The sequence below is a fragment of the Streptomyces mexicanus genome (genome assembly GCF_902506575.1).
Lineage (GTDB): Bacteria > Actinomycetota > Actinomycetes > Streptomycetales > Streptomycetaceae > Streptomyces > Streptomyces mexicanus.
On record NZ_LR732544.1, the window covers coordinates 6765368 to 6771684 of the forward strand.

The following is a 6317-nucleotide window of genomic DNA, read 5'->3' on the forward strand; positions in this document are numbered from 1 at the left end:
CGGCCAGCGCCCGTTCGAAGTATGAGGAGTGGGCGAGGTGCTGGGTGTTGCCCCTCCAGCCGGACACGCCTGACGAGTTTGTCGACTGGCTCGAGCGCACCGTCCAGGCCCGGCTTGGCCTGCCCCGGCAAAACCGCCGTTGGCGCAGGTCGTAGCGCGGCCTTATCGACGTTGGCACGGGCGGCTCAGAGTTGCCGCCCGTGGTCCGGTGGACGCGGATTAGGCGGTAGCCGCGGCGGCCCTCACGCCCACTTCATGCCGAGTTCTCGTAGTGCGGCGAGTTGGTCGGTGTCCAGCCGGTCCCTCCTCGATTTGGTGTTCGATACCCATACGCCCAACTTCACAACCACCGGCTCCGCCTCGCCGTCGACCGTGATCTGTTCGCTGTGCCCCCTTGGTACCGGCCGGTCGCCCTCCCGCTCCCCCCACTGCGCGAGCGCCGTCAGGCCGCGTTGGAAGGCCTGCTGTGCCTTGCTGGGGCCTTTCGTCGCGCGTGTGGCTGCTGGGGCGGGGGACGGCGCCTGAAGCGGTTTGATGCCGAGCGTGGACAGTCGTTCCTGCTGCTCGGTGGACAGCTGCGCCCAAGTGGCCGGCTTTTTCTGCTGCTGGAGCCATCGGCCGATGTCATCGCCATCGAACAGCACGCCGGGCGTGATGTCGGGCAGGTGGCCGTCGGCGTCGACCAGGTCGGCGAGGTGGCGGTAGTGGCGTTGCCAGTCCAGCGGCCACAGGCAGTCCCAGTCTGGGTCGATCTCCGTCAGCTGTGCCGCGCGCACGGCCGCCCGCTCCGGGTCCTTGCCGAGGCCGTTCTTCGCACCCTTGCGTCGGAGGTTGGCCATGTGCTGCCCGATCGGCACCTCTGCCCCGTCGGCCGGGTTGTCCCAGACGGCGTCCTGGCGCGGGGCGAGGTGTCCGGTGGCCCGCCGGTAGGAGCGGAGCGCGGCGAGCTTGGCCTCCCATGCCTCTTCGCCGGGTTCCCAGACCATGCCGGCCTCCGGCAGGTCGAGCAGTTCCTTGCGGTGTGGATCGAGTTCCCCGGCCCGCAGCGTCTTGCGCTGCTGGTGGACCCATCGGCCAAGGGGAAACGTCTTGGTCGTCCCGACTTCGGCCTCGGTGTCGTAGGGGACGGCGTAGAGGCCGGTGATCTGGTTCTCTTTCCGCCAGCGGAGCAGGGCTTGGTAGCCCTCCAGCCAGGCCAGGGATTCGGGCCGGTAGACCCGGGTGCGCAGGAAGGCGGCGATGGTGGCCGGGTCGCGGGGGCTGGAGAAGTGCAGCAGTGCGGACTCGGCGGCAGCGTCGGTGTCGTCGTGCTCGTGGTCCTGGCCGTCTCCTGCGCCGCTGGCCCCGATGATCCGCCCGTCTTCGTCGCGCCGGATGTGGATTTTGCGCTTGCCGTGGGTGCGGGCGCGGGAGGCGAGCTGCTCGACGAGGCGTTCATCGTGGGAGCGCAGGCCTTGGAGGACGGCTACGAGGGGGCTGAAGGAGGCGCTGGCGACCATGTCGGTCGGATCTTCACCGGGCTCCAGGAAGACGGGCACGATGATCCGGGCGACCTTGGTGGAGCCGTCCTTGTTGAGCCTGAGTGCCCGGCCGATGTTCTGCACGATCTCGACCTGGGAGCCGCGGGTGTCCGCGAAGCAGACGGCTGCCACGCCCCGTTCGCCGGTGATGTCGACGCCTTCCCCGAGGACCCGCACGGAGGCGAGGAACGCCCGGTGCACACGCCGGTTGCTCGCGTCGATGCCGTTGGCGAACTGCTGGAGCACTTCGCGTCGCTCGGTGACGAGGTGGTCGCCGCACAGCCACGCCGACCACACCCGGTCCGGGGGGACGTGGCGGCCCGGCTCCAGCTCGTAGAACTCCGCGCCGATCGACGACGCGGGGAGCTGGTCGGCGGCGGCCAGGTCGGCGTCGGAGACGTCGTTGTCGTACAGCTCGGCGGCGGTCTGAGGCAGTTTCTCCGCGAAAGCGGCGGCCTCCTCGAGCCGCTGGTGGAACGTCATGACCGTGCGAAGGTTCCACTTCGCGGCGTGCTCCAGCAGAGCGGTCTGCAGCAGGGCCATGCGCCGGCCCCGCAGCGCCTCGTCGGATTCCCCGTGGACCGGGGAGGGGTCGCGGATCTCCAGCACGTCGATCTCGAATCCGGCGAGGATCTCGCGTTCGATCGCCTCCGAGAGCCCTAGTTCAGCGATCCACGGCCCGTACGTCTCGGAGTCCTGGCCCATCGACGCGATCTCCAGCTCCTGGCCGTCCGGCCCCCTCTGCGGCCGGGGCGAGGCGAGGATGCGCGGGGTCGCGGTCAGGTACAGGCGGAAGTCGGCGGGGATCCGGGTGTTGTCGTGGATCGCCGCCCACGGACGGCCAAGATCACCTGCGGTCGAGTGGGCCTCGTCCACGATGGCGAGGTCGAACGGGGCCATCTGCTGCCCATACAGCCGCTCCCCGCCCGCCAGAGCGGCCTCCAGCGGCCCGCGGACCTTCCGCCGCCCCGTCGGGTCTTCGGGGTCCTCGCGGTCCACCAGGGAGGCGTACGTGGCGAACACGACCACCGGCCCCTTCCCGGCCCACAGGGCGAGCTGGATCGGATTCGTGGTCGTGCGCACCCCCAGCGAGCCCAGCACAGGATCGTTCTCCAGCGAGCACACCGCGACCATGGGGGAGCGGTGGCCCACCAGGCGCCACGCCTGGGCGGTCTGCACGAGCAGGTCCAGGGTCGGCACGGTCACCAGGATCCGGCCGCCCGGGAAGCACTCGAGCGCGCACGCGGCCGCGGTGATCGTCTTGCCCGACCCGGTCGCGGACACGATCGTGGCCCGGGCACCCTCCGGTGGCACAGAAGATCTTGCAGGGAATCCCACCCACTTACGGAAAGCCGCTTTCTGATCGACCTGGTGTTCCTTGAGCTGAATACCCGGCATTGAGAAAACCTCCCCAAAACTCGTTTTCCGGCAGCATCGGGAAATCACCGGGACGGCGTGAAAGACGGAACGGACACCGTACCGTCCTCACCCACCACGACCTGCTCCGCAAGCTGCGCCAGGACCCGGGCGGGCATGAGCCCGGCCCGATCGGCCACCATCCGGATGGTGGGGGAAACGGGGAACGGGTGGAACGGCGCACGCGTCGGCGAGCGGTCCGGCGCGCGGCAACCTACGGAATCGTAGGCTACGAGTCCGTAGGTTACGAAGCCGTAGGCTAAGAGTGCCGTAAAGAGCCGTTCGAACGTGCTGACCAGGCCGTTCGCCGCCGGCCGCGCGAGAGCCGCGCAGCACACGGAAAAGCCCCGGAACCCGAGGGCCCCGAGGCCGGTGAGCGGAGGGCGCTCACCCGCTCAGGCGTACAGCTCGCGCAGCCGCACCGACAGGCAGGTCACGCATCCTTCCAGCTTCTCGAACTCGCTGATGTCCACCACGACCGGCTCGAAGCCGAGGTCGCCCAGCAGCTCCGCCGTCCTGGGCGCGCTCGCGGCCATCAGCAGCCGGCTGCCGCCGAGCAGCACCACGTGCGCGCCGGACTCCTCCGGCACCGGCAGGAACCGCGGGTACAGCGAGGGCGTGTCCACCTTCGGGATGTGTCCGATCACGGTGCCGTCCGGCAGCGCCGTCACCGCCGACTTCAGATGCAGCACCTTGCTCACCGGCACGGCCACGACCTTCGCCCCGAGCGGTTCGAACGCGGCCCGCAGCTGCTGCACACCGGCGGCGTTGGTCCGCCCGCCCCGGCCGACGTACACCGTGTCACCGATCTTCAGCACGTCGCCGCCGTCCAAGGTGCCCGGCTCCCACACCCAGTTCACCGAGCAGCCCAGGCGGGCCACCGCCTCCTCCACCCCGGCGGTCTCCGGGCGCCGCGAGCGGGCGCCGGGCCGGGTGATCAGGGCGACGTTCCTGTACATGACGACGGTGTCCTCGACGAACACCGCGTCGGGGCAGTCGTCGGCCGGCTCCACCTCGATGGTCTCCCAGCCGTGGGCGCGCAGCGCCTCCACGTAGGCCTCCCACTGCCGTACGGCCAGCTCGGCGTCGACCGGCTCCCGCTCGATGTGCGTCACGAGCCCTTCGGCGAGGCGCGGGCCGGGGCGGCGGACGAGGGCCTTCTGGCTGGGCACGAGCGATCTCCGTATCGGCGGGGTGGACCTCTCGGTGCGGGGACGGCCGCACCGGTGGGCCATCATGCGACACCGTCCGCCCGGGCGGAAATCCGGGGCCCGCCCGGCCATGTGCCCGGCCCGCCCGGACCGTTGGCCCGCACGGATCCCCGGCGCGCCCCGGGGCCGGCCGTCCGGCGGCCGGGCATCCGCGTCCGTCCGTCCGCCGGGCCGCCCGGCCCGCGGGGCCGGGCGGCCCGGACAGGTCTCCCGACGGCTACACCGGGTCGGTGGCGGCCTCCCGGCTGGTCTCCTTCAGCTCTCCCTCCTCCAGCAGCAGCCAGCGCGTGATGCCGATCGACTCCAGGAACGGCAGGTCGTGGCTCGCCACGATCAGCGCGCCCTCGTAGGACTCCAGAGCGGTCGTCAGCTGCCGCACGCTCGCCATGTCGAGGTTGTTCGTCGGCTCGTCCAGCATCAGCAGCTGCGGCGCGGGCTCGGCCAGCATCAGCGCGGCCAGCGCGGCCCGGAAGCGTTCGCCGCCGGACAGCGTCGCCGCCTTCTGGTCGGCCCGGGCGCCCCGGAACAGGAAGCGGGCCAGCCGCGCCCGGATGTGGTTGTTGGTGGCGCCCGGCGCGAACCGCGCCACGTTCTCGGCGACGCTCAGCTCGCCGTCGAGGACGTCGAGCCGCTGCGGCAGGAACCGCAGCGGGACGTGGACCGTCGCCTCGCCCGACACCGGGGGCAGTTCCCCGGCGATCGTGCGCAGCAGTGTCGTCTTGCCCGCGCCGTTGCGGCCGATCAGCGCCACCCGTTCCGGGCCGTGCAGGTCCAGGCCGCCCTCGACGCGCGCGCCGTACGCCATGGTCAGCTCCCGCAGGGTGAGGACGCCCCGGCCCGGGGGCACGGCCGTGTACGGCAGGTCGACGCGGATCTCGTCGTCGTCGCGCACCGCCTCCACGGCCTCGTCGAGGCGTTCCCTGGCCTCGGCGAGCCGTTCCTCGTGCAGGATGCGGTGCTTGCCCGCGGATTCCTGGGCGGCCCGCTTGCGGGCTCCCATGACGATCTTCGGTTCGCGCTTGCTGTCCCACATCTTCTGCCCGTACCGCTTGCGGCGGGCCGGTTTGACCGGGGCGTCGGCCAGTTCGCGCTTCTGCTTGCGCAGGTCGGCCTCCGCGGTGCGCACCGTCCGCTCGGCGGCCTCCTGCTCGACGGCGAGCGCCGCCTCGTACGCGGAGAAGTTTCCGCCGTACCAGGTGACCTCCCCGCCGCGCAGGTCGGCGATCTGGTCGACCAGGTCCAGCAGTTCGCGGTCGTGGCTGACCACGACGAGCACGCCGGGCCAGGCGGTGACGGCCGCGTACAGCCGGCGCCGCGCGTACAGGTCGAGGTTGTTGGTCGGTTCGTCCAGCAGCAGCACGTCCGGGCGGCGCAGCAGCAGCGCGGCCAGGCGCAGCAGGACCGACTCGCCGCCGGAGACCTCGCCGATGGTGCGGTCCAGATCGATGTGGCCGAGGCCGAGTTCGCCGAGCGTGGCCAGGGCGCGCTCCTCGACGTCCCAGTCGTCGCCGACGGTCTCGAAGTGCGCCTCGCGGACGTCACCGGCCTCGATGGCGTGCAGCGCGGCCCGTTGCTCGGCGATGCCGAGCGCCTCGTCGACCCGCAGTGCGGTGTCGAGCGTGACGTTCTGCGGGAGCCGGCCGACCTCGCCGCTCACGCGGACGGCGCCGTCGGCCGGAGTGAGTTCTCCCGCGATCAGCTTCAACAGGGTGGATTTTCCCGATCCGTTGACGCCGACCAGGCCGGTGCGGCCGGGGCCGAAGGAGACGTCGAGACCGGTGAACACGGGCGTGCCGTCGGGCCAGGCGAAGGACAGGGACGTACAGGTGACGGATGCGGACATGGGCGCCTCGCGGTTGCTGGGTGCGGATGGGGGCACACGTGTGTCGAGACACCGCGGGACGACGGTCAGCGTGGAGGAGGGGCACAGGGCAACGAAAAAGCCCCGCAGCCGGACTTCCGGACGGCTCGTACGCCGAGGTCGCACGCGACGCACACACCTGAGCGGTGTGACGCGGTGTCCGAGGACCTCAGACGAGCAACGTCCTTCTCCTATCGACGGCAACAGGACCGCTGTACAACGTACGAGAGGACGGAGCCGCTGTCAACGCATATCCGGCGAGGGCGACGGCGGGCACGGGGTGGCGATCCGGACCCCGGAGCCCCGGAC

3 protein-coding genes are annotated in these 6317 nt (G+C 71.3%); all 3 read right to left on the reverse strand.

The genetic code is table 11. The annotated features are described in order from the left end of the window. Positions 1–242: 242 nt before the first annotated feature. The 3 genes from GV126_RS30250 to GV126_RS30260 all read right to left on the reverse strand — a co-directional run bounded on the left by GV126_RS30250 (position 243) and on the right by GV126_RS30260 (position 5990). Positions 243–2918 (reverse strand): DEAD/DEAH box helicase, encoded by a 2676-nt coding sequence (locus tag GV126_RS30250; protein ID WP_159672624.1) that lies wholly within the window; start codon positions 2916–2918, stop codon positions 243–245. 413 nt (positions 2919–3331) lie between these two features. Next, complete coding sequence (gene ddaH / locus GV126_RS30255; protein WP_159672625.1) at positions 3332–4108, reverse strand: dimethylargininase; 777 nt, start codon at positions 4106–4108, stop codon at positions 3332–3334. 256 nt (positions 4109–4364) lie between these two features. Next, positions 4365–5990 (reverse strand): ABC-F family ATP-binding cassette domain-containing protein, encoded by a 1626-nt coding sequence (locus GV126_RS30260; RefSeq protein WP_159672627.1) that lies wholly within the window; start codon positions 5988–5990, stop codon positions 4365–4367. Between the last annotated feature and the right edge of the window lie 327 nt (positions 5991–6317).